Origin of the sequence: Lederbergia lenta NBRC 16444, from assembly GCF_001591545.1 — a bacterium.
In the GTDB taxonomy this organism is placed as follows: domain Bacteria; phylum Bacillota; class Bacilli; order Bacillales; family Bacillaceae_C; genus Lederbergia; species Lederbergia lenta.
In genome coordinates, this window is record NZ_BCVC01000001.1 from 491,099 (window position 1) to 508,880 (window position 17,782).

General features: G+C 36.6%; 13 protein-coding genes and 1 other annotated feature. Of the genes, 10 read left to right on the top strand and 3 right to left on the bottom strand.

Annotated elements, in window-relative coordinates; genetic code table 11:
- Window positions 1-155 precede the first annotated feature (155 nt).
- Window positions 156-1,874 (top strand): acetate--CoA ligase, encoded by a 1,719-nt coding sequence (gene acsA, locus BLE01S_RS02170; RefSeq protein WP_066136841.1) that lies wholly within the window; start codon window positions 156-158, stop codon window positions 1,872-1,874.
- Between the two features lie 145 nt (window positions 1,875-2,019).
- Here the strand turns inward: acsA and BLE01S_RS02175 are convergent, their stop codons facing one another.
- Window positions 2,020-4,959, bottom strand: a complete 2,940-nt coding sequence (locus tag BLE01S_RS02175; protein ID WP_066136843.1) for a transglycosylase domain-containing protein — start codon at window positions 4,957-4,959, stop codon at window positions 2,020-2,022.
- A gap of 138 nt (window positions 4,960-5,097) precedes the next feature.
- Window positions 5,098-5,312, top strand: a binding site (T-box leader).
- A 52-nt stretch (window positions 5,313-5,364) separates the two neighbouring features.
- On the opposite strand from BLE01S_RS02175, the gene tyrS reads away from it, so the two are divergent.
- The 3 genes from tyrS (at window position 5,365) to BLE01S_RS02190 (ending at window position 8,826) form a co-directional block, all read left to right on the top strand.
- Window positions 5,365-6,624, top strand: coding sequence for a tyrosine--tRNA ligase (gene tyrS / locus BLE01S_RS02180; RefSeq protein WP_066136847.1), 1,260 nt, complete (start codon window positions 5,365-5,367; stop codon window positions 6,622-6,624).
- Between the two features lie 392 nt (window positions 6,625-7,016).
- A complete protein-coding gene (locus BLE01S_RS02185; RefSeq protein WP_082788552.1) occupies window positions 7,017-8,114 on the top strand; it encodes a DUF3597 family protein in 1,098 nt (365 codons plus the stop codon).
- Between the two features lie 262 nt (window positions 8,115-8,376).
- A complete protein-coding gene (locus BLE01S_RS02190) occupies window positions 8,377-8,826 on the top strand; it encodes a MarR family winged helix-turn-helix transcriptional regulator (RefSeq protein ID WP_066136849.1) in 450 nt (149 codons plus the stop codon).
- A 177-nt stretch (window positions 8,827-9,003) separates the two neighbouring features.
- Here the strand turns inward: BLE01S_RS02190 and rpsD are convergent, their stop codons facing one another.
- Entirely contained in the window at window positions 9,004-9,606 is a 603-nt protein-coding gene (rpsD, locus tag BLE01S_RS02195) for a 30S ribosomal protein S4 (protein ID WP_066136851.1), read from the bottom strand.
- 384 nt (window positions 9,607-9,990) lie between these two features.
- Between rpsD and BLE01S_RS02200 the strand changes: the two genes are divergently transcribed.
- The gene (locus BLE01S_RS02200) at window positions 9,991-11,415 is read left to right on the top strand and encodes a diguanylate cyclase domain-containing protein (protein WP_066136854.1); all 1,425 of its coding nucleotides are present in this window, start codon (window positions 9,991-9,993) and stop codon (window positions 11,413-11,415) included.
- A 73-nt stretch (window positions 11,416-11,488) separates the two neighbouring features.
- Here the strand turns inward: BLE01S_RS02200 and msrC are convergent, their stop codons facing one another.
- A complete protein-coding gene (gene msrC / locus BLE01S_RS02205; protein WP_066136857.1) occupies window positions 11,489-11,968 on the bottom strand; it encodes a free L-methionine (R)-S-oxide reductase MsrC in 480 nt (159 codons plus the stop codon).
- Between the two features lie 166 nt (window positions 11,969-12,134).
- Between msrC and refZ the strand changes: the two genes are divergently transcribed.
- The 5 genes from refZ to thiI all read left to right on the top strand — a co-directional run bounded on the left by refZ (window position 12,135) and on the right by thiI (window position 17,641).
- Entirely contained in the window at window positions 12,135-12,791 is a 657-nt protein-coding gene (gene refZ, locus BLE01S_RS02210; protein WP_066136859.1) for a forespore capture DNA-binding protein RefZ, read from the top strand.
- Window positions 12,792-12,980: 189 nt separating this feature from the next.
- Complete coding sequence (gene ezrA / locus BLE01S_RS02215) at window positions 12,981-14,684, top strand: septation ring formation regulator EzrA (protein ID WP_066136861.1); 1,704 nt, start codon at window positions 12,981-12,983, stop codon at window positions 14,682-14,684.
- Between the two features lie 189 nt (window positions 14,685-14,873).
- Window positions 14,874-15,179: a hypothetical protein gene (locus tag BLE01S_RS02220; protein ID WP_066136863.1), complete on the top strand. Its 306-nt coding sequence runs from the start codon at window positions 14,874-14,876 to the stop codon at window positions 15,177-15,179.
- Window positions 15,180-15,293: 114 nt separating this feature from the next.
- The gene (locus tag BLE01S_RS02225) at window positions 15,294-16,439 is read left to right on the top strand and encodes a cysteine desulfurase family protein (RefSeq protein WP_066136866.1); all 1,146 of its coding nucleotides are present in this window, start codon (window positions 15,294-15,296) and stop codon (window positions 16,437-16,439) included.
- A complete protein-coding gene (thiI, locus tag BLE01S_RS02230; protein ID WP_145981945.1) occupies window positions 16,439-17,641 on the top strand; it encodes a tRNA uracil 4-sulfurtransferase ThiI in 1,203 nt (400 codons plus the stop codon). The genes BLE01S_RS02225 and thiI overlap by 1 nt, the downstream gene beginning before the upstream one ends.
- Window positions 17,642-17,782 lie beyond the last annotated feature (141 nt).

The following is a 17,782-nucleotide window of genomic DNA, read 5'->3' on the forward strand; positions in this document are numbered from 1 at the left end:
AAACGTTTTCACATTTATTATAAAAAAATTGAGAATATTATTATTCTATATTATAATAGAATATGTGATTTCTATATTCAAAGTTTCCGCGACTTGATCAGCTTTTTTGTGATCAAATTTGGAAGCAGGATGAAGAATAAAGGGGAGTTGTAAACATGAAGTTGGAAGCGTTGCCAGTCATCAATGGAGAATATAATCTGCAAGACTATGACAAAACATATGCAAGCTTTGATTGGGCACAAACAGAGCAACAATTTTCATGGCATCAAACCGGCCGCGTCAATATGGCATATGAAGCAATTGACCGCCATGCAGAGTCTTTTCGAAAAAACAAAGTAGCGCTATATTATCGTGATACTGTTAGAGATGAAAAGTACACTTTCCGAGAAATGAAAGAATTAACAAATAAAGCTGGAAATGTATTGAAAAAACTTGGGGAAGTTGAAAAAGGAGATAGAGTTTTCGTTTTTATGCCGAGAACACCTGAATTATACTTTGCTATATTAGGCACCCTTAAACTTGGTGCTATTAGTGGTCCACTATTTGAAGCATTTATGGAAGGTGCTGTTAAAGATAGACTTGAAGATAGCGAAGCGAAAGTATTAGTAACTACTCCAGAATTACTTGATAGAGTGCCAGTAGATGAATTACCCCATTTAAAGCATATTTTTTTAGTCGGAGAAAATATAGAAGAGTCTGATCTATATATTGATTTTAATAAAAGAATGGTAGAAGCAGACAAAAACTTGGATATTGAATGGGTTGATCGAACAGACGGGATGATTCTTCATTATACATCTGGCTCAACTGGGAGGCCCAAGGGAGTTTTGCATGTACATAATGCAATGATTCAACATTATCAAACAGCCCGTTGGATATTAGATATGCAAGAAGATGATGTCTATTGGTGTACGGCAGACCCAGGTTGGGTGACAGGGACTTCATATGGAATATTTGGACCATGGCTAACAGGTACATCTAATGTCATTGTAGGAGGGCGCTTCAAGCCAGAGACATGGTATCAAGTATTGGAAGACTATGGTGTAACCATATGGTATAGTGCACCAACTGCATTTAGAATGCTGATGAGCGCAGGTGATGAAATCATTAAGCGGTTCGATTTATCACAATTGCGACATATAGTGAGTGTTGGTGAACCACTGAACCCTGAAGTTATTCGTTGGGGAATGGAAGTGTTTGGAAAGCGTATTCACGACACGTGGTGGATGACAGAAACAGGAGCCTTATTAATAGCTAACTATCCTTGTTTAGAGATTCGTCCGGGATCAATGGGGAAAGGAATACCAGGCGTTGAAGTCGCAATTGTTGATGATCGCGGAAATGTACTTCCGCCAAATCGGATGGGTAATCTCGCTATTAAAAAAGGTTGGCCTTCCATGATGCACGAGATTTGGAATAATAAAGAAAAATACGATTCATACTTTCTACCAGGTGATTGGTATGTGTCGGGGGATTCTGCGTATATGGATGAGGATGGATACTTATGGTTCCAAGGCCGAGTAGATGATGTAATTATGACGGCAGGAGAACGTGTTGGCCCATTCGAAGTAGAAAGTAAATTATTGGAGCATCCTGCTGTTGCAGAAGCGGGAGTAATTGGAAAACCAGATCCAATTCGAGGGGAAATTATCAAAGCATTTATTGCCTTACTAGATGGTAATGAACCGACCGACGAATTGAGAGAAGATATTCGCAAATTTGTCAAAACCGGTCTTGCTGCCCATGCCGCTCCACGTGAAATCGAATTTCGTGATAAACTACCCAAAACACGAAGTGGCAAAATTATGCGCCGTGTCTTAAAAGCTTGGGAGCTAAACCTTCCTACAGGTGATTTATCTACAATGGAAGACTAGTAGAGACCTGTTTGTGAGAGCTACACCTTAAATGTTTAAGTAAAGAGATCACTAAATAATAAAAGTGATCTCTTTTTGTGTCTATGTAGAAATCACATAATTAGGGAAAAATCCCTCATCATTGATCAGATGAGGGATTTCCTAATTAATTATTATTTTCTTCTTTAGCTGCTTCTTCTTGTTCTTTCTTTTTCTTTTCTTGTTCCTGCTTTATCTTCTCTGCTTCCGCTTTTTTTTGGGCTTCCTCTTGCTTCTTCGTATTCTCTTCTGCTATTTTTTTCTTTTCTGCTTCCGCTTTCGCTTCTGCTACTTTTTTCTTATCTTCTTCTTCTTTTTTTCTCTCTTCCTTTGTCTTACCTACCTTATTGGAAGGAGCTGATTCACGGCCCGCTACATCAACGGCTACTACATAATACGCAGCATCGCCAGCCTTATAAGATAGTGTATCGCCAGAACGAATGGATGCTATTTTCTTGCCATCTTCTGAATAAACACGATATCCAACTACATCATTATTTGCTGATGCTGACCAACTGATAGAAGTGCCAGAAATAGATGCCTTGACCGCGCTTGGTGCAGAACCATCATCTTTTAGTTTTGCGTTTGCGATAAGTACATTTTTCCAACGAGCATCATTTTGTGGGATGAGTTGAGAAATGTCGTTTACTCTCCCTTGTGTAATCCGTTTGATGAAATCTGGATCAATTAACATACCTGGTTCTGTAAATTCTTTCGGAGTGGAGTCAAGTGCCATATATTTTTTCCCGTTAGCCATAACATAGCGTCCAGATCCTAAACTATCATCGCGTTTACCAGGTACAAATTTTGCATTGAAAATATCAGTTTGTACAAGTCCTGCTTTTGAACATGCCTCTGATGGCAGTAAGCCTGAAACAGCACAGAAAGATCTGCTGACAATCCCGCCAGGCATTTTAAAGCTCTTCTTAGGATTAATAATGTCAGGTTCTACATCATAGGCAGCATTCATTAGCTTAGCCCAGATCCCATAATTACGTCTACTTTCACTTCCATCGCTTGAAAGAGGGGCTTGCTTATCATAACCAATCCAAGTACCAAACGTAACATTTGGATTAGTCGCAATTAACCAGGCATCATTAGGGCCCGTGGTTGTACCGGTTTTACCTGCCCAATCGGCAGAAAACTTCAGCATATTAGGCAAGGTGCGTGCTGTTCCGCTTTTAATTACATCACGCATCATATCGATCATTAGGTAAGCTGTTTGAGGGCTAAATACATCAACAGGCTTTGACTTATGTTCATAAACGATATTTCCATCACGGTCAGTTATTTTATCAATCATATATGCATCAATAAATTTCCCGTCATTTGCAAAGGTAGAGAAAGCATTTGTGTTTTCTTCTACAGTTACTCCCTCTTGGAGGCCGCCAAGTGCGGCAGAGTAACTCTCGCGGTCCACAGTTGTGAGAGAGCTGATGCCCATTTTATCTAAGTATTGCGTAGGATTTTGATCTTTAATTTTTAAGTACGTATAGATGGCTGAAGCATTATAAGAGTTTGCTAGTGCTTCTCGGGCTGTAACGAGCCCATAATAACGACCTGTTGAATAGTTTTTAAAAGTATGTGTTCCGCTACTACCATTTGCAACTGTTATTGGAACATCTGCAACAATTGATCCAGGTGCACTTAAACCAAGTTCTATTGCTGGAGCGTAAACTAAGAGTGGCTTCATGGTTGATCCATTAGGGCGTAGTGATTGTGTAGCGTGATTCATTTGTTCAAGTTCAAAATCCCGCCCACCAACAAAACTTAGTATTTTACCAGTCTTGTTTTCCATAAGGAAGGCACCGACTTGAACAGGATCATCAACAATTTCTACTTTCCCAGTTTCCGGATTTGTTTTTTCTCTTTTTTTCGTATAACCATAATTTTGATATTCATCTTTTGCTTTATCAAAAGCATCGTATATTTTTTTATTAATGGTTGAATGGATTTGATAACCATTTTGTCGAATATCACGATCGGCAAGAGTCCAATATTTCCCATAAAGTTTATCGTCTTTCTCCAACTCTTCTTTTTTAATACCATCTTTTGCAGCAAGGACTTCTGTCATCACTTTAACTGCGCGCTCTTCGATTTCAAACGTAAGAGCGGGATATTGCTCAAATGACCTAGGTTGTTTCTTAATGAAGTCAGCAGTAATATCATAATCTACTGCTTCTTTATATTCTTTATCAGAGATATAACCTTCTCGATGCATTCTAGTCAGAACTGTTTTTAGCCTTTTCAAACCAGGTTCTAGCAATTCAGGACTTTTTCTTTCACCTTGATTTGTAAAAGGTGTATACCCGAAAGGACTTTGCGGTAATCCAGCAATAAATGCAGATTGTGGTAAGTTTAAATCTTTTGCATCTACACCGAAAATTCCTTGGGCAGCTGCTTGTACACCACCAATATTTTGACCTGATGAATTACGACCAAATGTAGAAACATTTAAATAGGCTTCTAAAATATCGTCTTTTTCAAGGATTCGTTCGATTCTAAGTGCTAATAATACTTCTTTGGCTTTACGGTCAAACGATACTTCATTTGTTAATATCTGGTTTTTAATTAGTTGCTGTGTCAGTGTACTACCACCGGTTTGTACGGCTGAATTTGTAAATTCTTGAAATACAGCTCGTAGTAATGCTTTCGGCACTACACCATGATGTTCATAAAAATATTCATCTTCTGTTGCGATGACTGCCTTTTTTAAGTAATCGGAAACTTGATCGATACTTACTTCTTCACGATCAATATCAGAGCGAAGTTTTCCGAGGAAAACATCATTGTCAAAATATAGTTTAGAAGTTTCTTCATATTGATGGATATCTTTAATCATATTTTCTGCTGGTCGAATTTCTTCATCTTTTACGAGAGAAGCAAAATAGCCCGCTCCGACTCCTCCAGCGAATGCTCCACCGATTAGTAGAACGATGAGTAGGAGAAGAACTAAATTCCAAACGACCCCGTAGGTGATACGCGCGCCTTTAATAATTTTCTTGTATTTTAAAGCGGAAATGGCCGTTTTTACCTGGCTCCATTTATTATTTCCTTGAGTTGTCATATATTAAAATCCCTCCAAAATCTCTATTATTATAGCACAAATCGTTTGTTTGGTAGACTTGGAATAGATAATTTTAGTGATATTTGACATTTCTTTTTTGTTAAGTGTAAAATACATATATATTACGGAATTTGAAAATAAATGGCGTGGATAGGAATAAGTAATCAGCTGTCCCTGTTTTTAGAGAGTCGGTGGTTGGTGGAAACCGACACAAACAGTGTGATGAATTACCTCCTTGAGCTTTTGCTGTGAACGTTTAGTAGCGGCAAACGGTGAGCCTTCATCGTTAACAAAAATGAGCGGGGATTCATTTCCCAAGTTGGGTGGTAACACGGTAAATCATCGTCCCTTCGTTATATACGAAGGGGCGTTTTTTTATTTTCAAAAAGAAGGTGAGGAATTAAGATGGTAAACTTAATGGAAGATTTGAAATGGCGTGGAATAATATATCAAGAAACAGATGCTGAAGGTATGAAGGAAACGTTAGAGAAAGAAAAAATATCATTATATTGTGGAGTAGATCCGACTGCAGATAGCATGCATATTGGACATTTATTACCATTTTTGACGTTAAGACGTTTTCAAAAGCATGGTCATAGACCAATCGTTTTAGTAGGTGGGGCTACAGGGTTAATTGGTGATCCGAGTGGAAAGAAAGAAGAGCGTCAATTACAAACAACGGAGCAGGTAGATTTAAACGTACAAGGTATTAAGAAACAATTGAAACAAATTTTTACTTTTGAAGGCGAAAACGGCGCAATCATGACGAATAATTATGATTGGGTTAGCTCTATGAATGTAATTACTTTTTTACGTGATTTTGGAAAGCATATCGGGGTTAATTATATGCTTGCAAAAGATATCGTTTCATCACGCTTGGATAGTGGGATATCATTTACTGAGTTTTCGTATACAATTCTACAAGCGATCGACTTCTATCACCTATATACAAACTTTAATTGTAAAATGCAAATCGGTGGAAGTGATCAATGGGGAAATATTACTACCGGTCTAGAGTTCATTAGAAAAATGGCTGGTGAGGGTGCAAAAGCATACGGAATGACAATTCCACTTGTTACAAAAGAAGATGGGACGAAGTTCGGTAAAACGGAAGGTGGAGCGATTTGGCTCGATCCAAAAAAGACAACTCCTTATGAATTTTATCAATTCTGGATTAATACTGCAGATGCGGATGTTGTTAAATACTTGAAAATCTTTACATTCCTTGACAAGGAAGAAATTGAAGCATTAGCAGTATCTGTAGAGGAAGAAGCACATTTACGAAAAGCACAGAAAGCATTAGCAGAAGAAATGACGCGCCTTATCCATGGAGAAGATTCTTTACAGCAGGCAATCCGCATCACTCAAGCCCTTTTTAGCGGGGACGTTAAAAGTTTAACTGCTGAAGAAATAGAACAAGGCTTTAAAGATGTTCCTTCATATATACATGGTGAAGAAAACGGTCTAGTAGATCTGCTCGTTGCAGCAAAAATTTCATCGTCCAAACGTCAAGCACGAGAAGATATCCAGAATGGTGCAATCTCCATTAATGGTGAGCGTATCACAGATGTTCAATATGAATTGGTGGAAGAAGATAAACTAGGTAGCGCATTTACGATTATTCGTAGAGGAAAGAAAAAATATCATTTAATTGAATATAAATAAACTGAAAAAATCAGCTTCTTTTTGTGAGAAGCTGATTTTTGCTTTTACTACTAGCAGTGAAGCCAGGCATCCATTTTGCTTTTCTTGTAAAGAGAGATTTAAAATATACGGAGGAACGCAAAAAGTATAAGCAATTTAAGGGGAAATTGAAAGGTAGATATTTTGGGTGATTGTAGCAATAAAATAAGGTGAATGCTGCTTGTCCCACCAAAACACCCCTCTATCGGAGGACAAAGAGAAGTAGACTGGCGGTTTTTATATAAAAAAACACTATTGAGTAACGACTAATCGTTGCTATTTTTTATTCTCAAAAAAATACACTGATAAATCAGGTTTGATGCCTGTACGAAATGATATCGACTTGCATTTTATAATGTAAGGAGATGAAATATATGACAATCAAACAACAATTAGTCTCCACGCGCTCAAACACATATGGTGAGAGCAATCCCTGTAATTACATTACTATCCATGAAACAGCGAATTATAGCAAAGGCGCGGGAGCTCAAGTGCACGCTAATTTGCAATCAAACGGCTATTCCGCATCTTGGCATTACCAGGTAGACGATAAAGCGGTTATACAGTCTTTTCCTGATAATGTACAATGTTGGCATGCTGGGGATGGAAGAGGAAAAGGGAACCTTGAATCTATTGCCATTGAAATTTGCGTCAATCTTGATAGTGATTTTAAAAAAGCTGTAGAAAATGCAGTAGAACTCGTTAAAAACTTAATGATAAAACATAATATTCCGCTAAACAAGGTCGTTCAACATAATCATTGGAGCGGGAAGGATTGCCCGCATAATTTGCGAAATGGTTATAAAGGTGTCAATTGGAATACATTTATTGATTTTGTAAAAAGGGCACCAAACGGAAATAAACCTGTGACTGTGATGCCTTCTACAACTGAAAAGGGCCCTGCTCAAAGTAAGCCTTCTGCTAGTAAACCAATACAAACGACCACTATGAAGTCAGAAAGCATCGTTGACTGGATGAAAGCCAATAAAATGGACTCAAGTTATGCTAATCGTGCTACGTTAGCGGCACAGCAAGGGATAAAAGATTATAAAGGTACAGCGGCACAAAATATTACGCTACTATCTAAGTTAAAAAAAGAATATAAACCTAAAACGACTACTTCTAAATCTGAGACGATAAAGTCAGGCAGTGTGGTTGATTACATGAATAGCGAGGGTATGAATTCGAGCTTTGCAAATCGGAAAAAGCTAGCGGGTCAATATGGTATCAAAAATTATTCAGGTACCGCCGCGCAAAATATAACACTTCTGAATAAGCTTAAAAATAGTAAATCGGTAAGTAAGCCGAAAAATGAAGTGAAAACCAATTCAATTGTAGATTGGATGAAAACTAATCATATGGATTCGAGCTATACCAATCGTGCAAAACTTGCTCAAAAGTACGGCATTAGTGGCTATAAAGGTACAGCGGCTCAAAACATAGTATTATTAAACAAACTCAAGGATAAATAACTTAATATAGAAATTTTTCGGGAAAGCACCCCCTCGAAGTTGAAATTATCAAATTCGAGGGGCTTAAAATTTTGCTTTCTGAAAAGAAGGAAAGTACAATTTAATAGCTTATCATACAAGCTCAAATTTCTTGGTCGTCTCTTGATGAATGAACAGCCAATGTATTTTTTGAAACGACCCTTTTGTAAAATGAGTTGACAAAAGAAAGTGATTAACTATATAATTACAATGAATTCGAGATAAATAAAGAGGAATGGTAACCATGAATAATCAGGATAAAAAACAAGAGGATTTGTCTCTAAAGTTATTTGTTGTTTTGTCCCGAGCTTTACAATCAATAAAAAAGCGTGTGGAGGAAGACATAAAGTGTTTGGGACTAAATCCAACTGAATTTGCAGTTCTTGAATTGATTTATAGTAAAGGGGATCAACCAATACAAAAAATTGGAGATAAAGTATTAATTGCAAGTAGTAGTATTACCTATGTGGTAGACAAGTTAGAGAAAAAGAATTTGATAGAGAGAAAACCTTGTCCGAAAGATCGCCGTATCACATATGCTGCAATGACAGCGGCAGGAACTGAATTAATGAACGATGTTTTTCCTAAACATAGAGCAGCCATGCAAGAAATATGTGCTGGATTGGATGCTAATGAAAAAGAGAAGATGATTAAACAATTAAAAAAATTAGGATATCACGCTCAGGGTCTCTAATTTTTTTAGATAAATACCTCGAATTCGTAAATTATGAATTTGTATAAAAGAATTAATGTAGTAATAATATTTCTCATACTGAGAATAACAATGGTTTACAAAAAAAGGCCCCCCCACTCTTGTTTTACAAGGGTGGAGGGCCTTTTTTTTAATACTATGTTCTAAAAAGAACTAAAATTAACGTGAGTAGAACTCAACGATAAATGCTTCGTTAATTTCTGCAGGAAGTTCAGAACGTTCAGGTAAACGTGTGAAAGTTCCTTCAAGTTTTTCAGCATCAAAAGAAACATATTCAGGTACGAAGTTTGTAGCTTCAACTGATTCTTTGATGATTGCAAGGTTATTTGATTTTTCGCGAACACCGATTACTTGTCCAGGTGCTACTTGGTAAGATGGAATGTCAACGCGACTTCCGTCTACAAGAATGTGACCGTGGTTTACAAGTTGACGAGCTTGACGGCGAGTACGAGCTAGGCCGAGACGATAAACAATGTTATCAAGGCGTTGTTCAAGAAGAATCATGAAGTTTTCACCGTGTTTACCTTGCATTTTTCCTGCTCTAACGAATGCGTTTTTGAATTGGCGTTCGTTTACACCGTACATGTGACGGAGTTTTTGTTTTTCTTGTAATTGAAGACCGTATTCAGAAAGTTTTTTGCGTTGATTTGGACCATGTTGTCCAGGCGCGTAAGGGCGCTTTTCTAATTCTTTCCCAGTACCGCTCAAAGAAATTCCGAGACGGCGGGAGATTTTCCAGCTTGGGCCAGTATATCGAGACATAAAGAGTCTCCTCCTCTGTTTTTATTTTGTTGTAAAATAAAAACCAAATATGAGATAACATAGTAGGGTATTTTATTTTCATGCACCATCGCCCTAGCAGCGACGGGTTACGCGATGCACCTCTCAATTAGAGGAATAAAATACGAACAACTAGTATTCATTAAGGCTGCACTATTTTACACAAAGCTCATTGTATAATTATTAAATGCTTAAGTCAAGTTTAATATATAAATACATAATAAAAAAGTATGGGTAAAAAGTTTTAGTTATGTTATAATACTTACTATAAATAAGCATGTAAATGTAGTGTATATATTATAAATGTGAGTAAATGGGTATTTAGTCTTATGTATAAATGATCATAAATATACTAGGGGGATATAAATGAAAATTAATCGGACAAATCCCATTATAAATTATAAATCAGTTGAAGAAGTAAAATATAGAGAGCTATTTAAGGTAACGGAGAAATTCCATTCAACCATGGATATCTCAAGTGTATTAGCAGAGATTATTCAAACACTTCAAAAGGTATTTCCGCAGTATGAGTATTGCTTGTTGATGTCTAATGACCATAATAACTCGGATGATCTACCAATTAAAGAGCTTGAATATAACTCGGAAAACCTTACGGCTATCTCTTCTTACGTGAACGGGACTGTAGAGATAGAAAATGATGGTGATTGTCTTCATTTATACGCACCATTGAAAGGAAAGCAAGGAGTATATGGCGTCTTGCAAGTGCAAACGGATGCTCCCGCACCTATAAAAAATGAAGAAATTGATTTTATTCGTTTATTAGCTAATACCGCTGGTAGCGCATTAGAAAACGCTAAGCTCTATCAACAATCGCGGAAACTGATTGATGATTTAAGATTTATAAATGAGACATCGTACGAATTAAATGCTACATCTAGTCTTAAGGAAACGATTCAATTCTTGGTTGCAAAGGTGACAAGCTTTTTTTCCGCATCAGCAATAGGGTTTATTTTTTTGGAAAAAGAAGAGGTGGAAGTGCTAGCCGAAAGTTCCGACTTTTTTCATGAGGATATAGCCAAAGTATTTATTGGTTACATATATGAAGTAATACAGGTCGAAAAAGATGGAATATTTATAGGTGACACTCAACAACTGAAAGTGGAGATGTCATGTCCTTATGGGACAATAATGGCAGTACCGATGACTGCCGGTGAAGCAATGAAAGGGATAGTGATAGCAGTTGCCGCTGAACCGTATAGTTTTACATTCGATATGTTTAAATTATTTCAATCAATTATTCATAGGTCGACCTTGGCAATTTTTAATTCTATGTTAAGAGAAAAATTAGAAAAAATGGTAGTGACAGATCATTTAACACAATTATTTGCAAGGGATTATTTAAATGATGAGATTGAGCTTTCAATGCAGGCTGATCATGAAGGGACATTTATTTTGATGGATCTCGATGATTTTAAGCATATTAACGATACCTATGGTCATCAAGTAGGTGATGAAGTATTGATTCAAGTGGCCAACCTAATTAAAGATCATCTTAGGTTAACTGATATAGGTGCTCGTTGGGGTGGGGAAGAGTTGGCAGTTTATTTGCCTAATGTTGAACTAGCAATCGGTATTCAAATTGCTCAACGCCTACGTGAAATTATATCTAAATCAACAAAACCAAAAGTGACAGTTACCTGTGGCATATCTCACTGGGTATATGGCTATAAAGATGAAGTGAAATATTTATTTAAGCGAGCAGATACCGCCCTTTATGAAGCGAAGCGAGCAGGAAAAAACAGAATTGCTGTAAAAGAGATTCAAAAATAGAAAAGCGTTTTGCTTATTGACGCAGCAAAATTTAGAAAAGCAAAAAACGGGCCCAGTAACGGCCCGTTTTTGTTTATATATGTTTTAAAAGTGTTTCGGTGAATTCTTCCAACTTTTCTTTATCTACCTCATCAAATCGATCTTTTTCTGGGCTGTCAATATCTAGAACGCCAATTGTTTGACCATTTTTAATAAGTGGAATAACAATTTCCGACTGGGATGCAGCGTCACAAGCAATGTGACCTGGGAAAGCATTGACATCGGCAACAACGAAGGTTGCTTTTTGCTCTGCGGAAGTTCCACACACACCTTTACCGAGTGGAATTCTTACACATGCTGGCAATCCTTGAAATGGTCCAAGTACAAGCTCGTCTTCTTCAAGTAGGTAAAAACCTACCCAATTAATCCGCTCTAAAAATTGACCGAGCAAAGCGGATGCATTACTTAAATTGGCAATGCGATTTGTTTCCCCTTCTAATAATGCATCTAATTGTTTGATTAATAGGTCATAACTTTGAACTCTATCTTTACTATAACTTTTAACTTCAAACATAATTCCACCCTTTCCTACAAATAAAACATTGTTTTTCAGTTTTCTAAAAAAACTGTCGAGAACTAATCAAAGGAATCCATCACATTATGGAGAAATCATATAGTATCATTATTATTAATTTTACACATAATTTCAAAATATTCAAGACAAGAGAAGGAGAGGGCCGATGACGGTACAAGGTAGGACAACGAAGGAAGCTATTATTGAAGCGGCAATCGCATTATTCAATACAAAAAGTTTCCAAGGAACAACCATAAGGGATATTGCGGGGAAAGCTGATGTGAATATCGCGAACATTTCGTATTACTTTCAGGGAAAGCAAGGTTTGTTAGAGGCATGTCTTGTTAGTTTTTTTGATCCTTATGTGGCTTGTCTAGAAGAAGAGGCGAAAAGGTTAAAAAAGGACAATGCTCGTTTGTGTTTGAATAAAGCATTAAAAAGGATACTGCACTTTCAAAGTGACAATCATTTGCTCGCACGGTTTGTATGGAGAGAAGTTTCAATTGATTCGCAGTTATCTAGAGAAGTTATTTCTTCTTATTTAATGAAGGAACGCTTTTACTTTAAAAAGATGATTCAAGCGGCATTTCAAGATCAGAAAACCATATTTCCAATGGATATGCTAGTTATTCAATTAAAAGGAATGCTTATGATGCCATATTTAAACAGTCAATATATTAGAGAAGTGTGGGGGATTATTCCGCAAGAACGATATTTTGCCGATAAATATTTACTGGCCATTCAAGATTGGATAGAGGCTTCAGTCAGTAGCTCCAAACCAACTTGCCACTTAAATTCAATACCCATTCGTCATACGATATAATATAAAAAAACCGCCATATATAACGGCGGTTTTTATCATTTATTAAAAAATATCTTAAAAAGCATGAGAAAAATGCTTTTATTGGTCAAAAAATGTCGCTCTCATGGTATTATAGAAGAATATAACTTTAAATTAATGAATTTATGATAAATAGCTGATAAGAATGACGGGTGGAACAGGGGGCTTACAATGAAATACGGCGTGGAAATCGTCATTGTTGCGATAGTATTTTTACTTATCGTGTTTGCAGTGGGATACATATATAGGAAAAGGTATTATAAAGAGATCGATCGACTAGAAGCGAGGAAGTTGGAGTTAATGCATCGCCCTGTCATTGAAGAATTAGGAAGTGTCAAGAGATTAAACATGACAGGTGAAACAGAAAAACTATTCGAGGGTTGGCGGAAATCTTGGGATGATATTGTCACGGTTAAGCTACCAAATATTGATGAAATGCTATTTGATGCTGAAGAATATACGGATAAATACCGTTTTAATAAAGCGAAAGAAACACATGAGAAAATTGAAGCTCTCGCAGAGGATATAGAAGAACAAATAAATATAATCCTTGAAGAGGTTTCAGAATTAGTCGGTAGTGAGGAAAAAAATCGCACGGAAATGGAACAGATTCTTGGACAATATCAACATTTGAAGAAAAGTTTATTAGCACATCGACATACATATGGTATAGCTGCTGAAAGATTGGATGAGTTATTGAATTCGGCCGCAGAGAAGATTGCTAGTTATGAAGAATTAACTAAACAAGGGGACTATCTAATAGCACGAGAGTTAGTGCTTACATTATCTAATGAGCTGATTCAATTAAAAGAAAAGATGGAAAAAATCCCTGATTTATTGACGGAATGTCAAACAGTTATCCCAGCCCAGAAAAACGATCTTGCAGATGGATATCGGGAAATGCTCCAACAAGGTTTTATATTGGAACATCTTCAATTAGAGAAGGAATTACAAAAAATAAATACACAATTGGAAGCATATAAAGAATTCCTCAAAAATGCCGAAGTAGATGAGGTCGAAAATGGTCTCGAAGAAATGAAGGATAAGATTGAATTATTCTACGACATGCTTGAAAAGGAAGTATATGAAAAGCATTATGTGGTGAAAGAAAATGAGAAAATCAGCTATATTCTTGATCAACTAAAAGAGGTGAATTCAGAAATTGCAGCTGAGACGGATACAGTAAAGAATAGCTATCAATTGCTTAATAATGATCTTGATATTCCCTACACATTGGAAAAAGGTTTAGATGAAATGATAAAGCGTTATGAGCTATTGAATGCGAAAATATCTGAAGAAACTTCTGCTTATTCACTATTAAGTGAAGAGTTAAAAGGAATTGAGAAGCAGATAAGTGTGATGAAGGATGAGCAAAATGAATTTACAGAGCGTCTGCAAAGTTTGCGAAAAGATGAGCTAGATGCTCGAGAAAGCCTCAAATCCCTACAAAAACAAATTAATGAGATTATTAGGATGGTACAAAAAAGTAGGATGCCAGGTCTCCCGAGTGACTTTGAATCGTTATATGATCAAGCGGAGGAGCAAATTGAAGATGTATATAAAAGTTTAAATGAAAAGCCGCTTAATATGAGTTCTGTACAAAAGTATTTGACAGATGCGAGAGATACAGTGGATCACTTACATACACGAACAGTAGAACATATTGAAAACGCCCATTTTGCAGAAAAAGTTATTCAGTATGGTAATCGTTATAGAACGCGTAATCAAGAATTGCGTTCTAGCCTAGATCAGGCAGAGCAAGCATTTCGAAATTATGAGTATAAATCCGCACTTGAACAAGCGGCCACGGCAGTGGAGGCGGTAGAACCTGGAGCATTAAAACGTATTGAAGAATTGCTCGATGAGGATAAGTAGGATGCACTAACGTTTTCTGTTCGTTGGTCTGGTTAGATGAAGAAAAAAAGGAATATGACAATTTGTAAAAGCAGTGAATTTCATTTGTGAAAATTCACTGCTTTTACTATTTAGACTATTAAAAGTAATATATTACTCACTAAAATCAAGGAAAACTACTATAAGTAAGAAAAGGAGTTGTGCTGTAAAATGAATTGGGGTATGTTTATCACGCTTGCTTTAGTTTTAGCTTGGATTCGTTGGGATAAAAATCAATGGAATTTAGGGGCATACGTTAGAGATATCCTTCTCTTATTTGTGTATGTATATCTTTATACTATTATCGTTATGTACTTAACAAATAAATTTCATTTATCAATATCAAAATATATACGTGACATTTTACCAATGTGGTTTAGCGGAATTACTTTTCTTCTTATTATTTGTGGCTTTTCTATTAAGGGGTGGAGAAAGATAAAAAGAGAAAAGGATACTTTAGATTCTGCGGGGAAGTAATGTGCAGTTCATATAGGAGTAATTAGTGATCTGAATATTTGCTTGTTTTCGTTGATAAATATTTATGATATGATATAAATTTGCAAAAAGATTTTCACTTAGAAGGTGTTTATATTGATATATTTTGATAATAGTGCAACAACGAAGCCTTATGATGAAGTGTTAGATGCGTATATAAAAGTGAATCGCGATATGTATGGAAATGCATCTTCACTTCATAATTTTGGTGGGAAATCGGAGCAGTTGATCACTCGGGCTCGTGAACAGATTGCAAATTTATGTGGGGTCAAACCAACTGAAATTTATTTTACTTCTGGTGGGACAGAAGGGAACAATATGGCGATTAAAGGTGCTGCTATGATGCATCGAAATCGGGGTAATCATATAATCACAACTGCGGTTGAACATCCTTCTGTTAAGGAACCATGTGAACAGCTCCGCTCAATGGGTTTTGAGATCACATATTTACCAGTTAATAAGGATGGAGTTGTATCTATTACCGACTTACGAGATGCGATAACGGACGAAACAACGCTTGTGTCGGTTATGTATGTAAATAATGAGGTAGGGACGATTCAACCAATAGGTGAAATAGGTAAACTTTTGGAACAATATCCTAAGATTCTATTTCATGTAGATTATGTGCAAGGTGCAGGGAAACTTCCTATAGCTATTCATGAAAGGTTCATTGATCTTTGTACTTTTTCAGCGCATAAATTTCATGGCCTGAAGGGAACGGGCTTTCTATATAAAAAAGAAGGTGTTAATTTAGCGCCGCTTATTACTGGCGGTAATCAAGAGTATAAAATGAGAAGTGGAACAGAGAATACTGGTGGTATTGTTGCGATGGCAAAAGCTTTGCGAATGGCTGAATTACAAAGGAAAAACAATGAAAAAAAGTTGCAGCTAGTGCGAGCATATTTATGCGAAAAGCTAGCAGCTAATTCTAATATTATTGTCCACACGCCTGTAACTTCGACTCCACATATTATAAACTTCTCCGCGATAGGATTAAAGGGTGAGGTACTTGTTCATGCTTTGGAAGAACAAGGGATTATTATATCTACTACAAGTGCTTGTTCATCGAAAGACAAGCTTCCAAGCGGTACTTTAAAAGCGATGAAAGTCTCTGATGAGTTGGCTATGGGAGCAGTTCGAATCAGTATGTCATATGATAATACACTGACCGAAGCAGAGACATTTATTAAAGCACTAAACATAATTTTACAAAGATTAAATAAGGTAATGAGGCGAATATGATGAATTACGATCGAATTTTAATTAGGTATGGAGAAATGTCTTTAAAAGGACGAAATAGAAAGCACTTTGTCACAAAATTAAAGAAGAATATTAAATTTATTTTACAAGACTTTACGAAAATTAAAATTGAAGCTGATTGGGATAGAATGTATGTACTTTTAAATGGAGAAGAAGCCGAACTGGTTATGACCGCGTTAAAAAAAGTTTTTGGTATTCAATCATTTAGCCCGGCAATAAAAACGGAAAAAGATATAGATGCTATCCGTTCTGCTGCCCTGCATATTATTGATCAAGCTCATATACCTGGAAATACCTTTAAAGTGTCGGCACGCAGATCAGATAAAAAGTTTGAATATAATTCCAATGCTTTAAACCATGCAGTTGGCGCACATATTCTTATTAATACAGAAGACATTCGTGTGGATGTGAAAAAACCTGATATTAATTTGATCGTAGAAGTAAGAGAAGAAGCGGCATATATTTCAGGACAAGTTATCCAAGGGGCAGGAGGATTTCCTGTTGGCTCATCTGGCAAAGCGATGCTTATGCTTTCAGGAGGGATCGATAGCCCCGTGGCCGGCTATTTAACAATGAAGCGGGGCGTTAACGTAGAAGCCGTTCATTTTCATAGTCCCCCATTTACGAGTGAACGCGCTAAACAAAAAGTATTAGATTTGGCGGAAAAGCTTGGCCAATATAGTGGGAGTGTAAAAGTGCATATCGTTCCATTTACAGCCATTCAGGAAACAATTCATAAGGAAATTCCAGAAGCATATTCCATGACGGCAACAAGAAGGATGATGCTGAGAATTACCGATGAAATTAGAAAGAGTCGGGAAGGCCTTGCAATTGTTACTGGAGAGAGCCTTGGGCAGGTTGCAAGTCAGACGATGGATAGTATGTATGCGATCAATGATGTAACAAGCACGCCGATTATTCGTCCGCTTATTACAATGGATAAGTTAGATATCATAAAAATTGCTGAAGACATTGATACAATGGAAATTTCCAATCGGCCATATGAAGATTGTTGTACTATATTTACCCCACCAGCTCCGAAAACACGACCTAAATTAGATAAGATCATTATGTTTGAGAGTAAGTTTGATTGGACCTCGTTATTAAATGAGGCAGTAGATCAAACGGAAACCGTGATGGTAAGTTGCCGAAACAAAAAAGGATCTGAAGAAGATTTGTTTTAAGCGATTAGCTATGTTAACAATACGGGAATATAGAGCAAGTCATTTAATACAAACATAGGAAGCAAGAAAAGGAAGAATTACCAACATTTAATTTGCATGAAGGCATGTGTTTTCGCACATTCTATTTGTACAAGGAGGTGA

Excerpts from the sequence above, each read along its gene's own strand:
- msrC (WP_066136857.1), bottom strand. The coding sequence starts at position 11,968 with ATGTTTGAAGTTAAAAGTTATAGTAAAGATAGAGTTCAAAGTTATGAC.
- acsA (WP_066136841.1), top strand. The coding sequence starts at position 156 with ATGAAGTTGGAAGCGTTGCCAGTCATCAATGGAGAATATAATCTGCAA.
- BLE01S_RS02185 (WP_082788552.1), top strand. The coding sequence starts at position 7,017 with ATGACAATCAAACAACAATTAGTCTCCACGCGCTCAAACACATATGGT.
- thiI (WP_145981945.1), top strand. The coding sequence starts at position 16,439 with ATGAATTACGATCGAATTTTAATTAGGTATGGAGAAATGTCTTTAAAA.
- ezrA (WP_066136861.1), top strand. The coding sequence starts at position 12,981 with ATGAAATACGGCGTGGAAATCGTCATTGTTGCGATAGTATTTTTACTT.
- BLE01S_RS02200 (WP_066136854.1), top strand. The coding sequence starts at position 9,991 with ATGAAAATTAATCGGACAAATCCCATTATAAATTATAAATCAGTTGAA.
- tyrS (WP_066136847.1), top strand. The coding sequence starts at position 5,365 with ATGGTAAACTTAATGGAAGATTTGAAATGGCGTGGAATAATATATCAA.
- rpsD (WP_066136851.1), bottom strand. The coding sequence starts at position 9,606 with ATGTCTCGATATACTGGCCCAAGCTGGAAAATCTCCCGCCGTCTCGGA.
- BLE01S_RS02190 (WP_066136849.1), top strand. The coding sequence starts at position 8,377 with ATGAATAATCAGGATAAAAAACAAGAGGATTTGTCTCTAAAGTTATTT.
- refZ (WP_066136859.1), top strand. The coding sequence starts at position 12,135 with ATGACGGTACAAGGTAGGACAACGAAGGAAGCTATTATTGAAGCGGCA.
- BLE01S_RS02175 (WP_066136843.1), bottom strand. The coding sequence starts at position 4,959 with ATGACAACTCAAGGAAATAATAAATGGAGCCAGGTAAAAACGGCCATT.
- BLE01S_RS02220 (WP_066136863.1), top strand. The coding sequence starts at position 14,874 with ATGAATTGGGGTATGTTTATCACGCTTGCTTTAGTTTTAGCTTGGATT.